The organism is Stenotrophomonas sp. GbtcB23 (assembly GCF_019091045.1).
Classification (GTDB): domain Bacteria; phylum Pseudomonadota; class Gammaproteobacteria; order Xanthomonadales; family Xanthomonadaceae; genus Stenotrophomonas; species Stenotrophomonas rhizophila_A.
Genome location: NZ_JAGXKC010000590.1, coordinates 1 through 245 on the forward strand (window position 1 = coordinate 1; position 245 = coordinate 245).

At 62.0% G+C, this 245-nt stretch carries 1 protein-coding gene; it reads right to left on the bottom strand.

The window, feature by feature from the left end:
• The coding region (locus KVS69_RS20220; protein ID WP_254622316.1) for a HisA/HisF-related TIM barrel protein at positions 1-245 on the bottom strand (245 nt) is incomplete at both ends.

Genomic DNA, 245 nt, shown 5'->3' on the forward strand with positions numbered 1-245 from the left:
ATCAGGCTCCAGCATCCGCTTGATATCGTCCAGCGAAGCAAGCCCGCCGGACGCGATCACCGGGATGGAGTCGGCGTTTGCAAGCTCCAGCGTCGAGGCCCAGTTGATGCCGGCCAGGATACCGTCCCGGTCGATATCCGTATAGATGATCGCTGAAACGCCGGCACCTTCGAATTTCCTGGCAAGCTCGCTGACGCCGAGTTCGGAAGCTTCCGCCCAACCCTCGACGGCAACCTTGCCGCCCT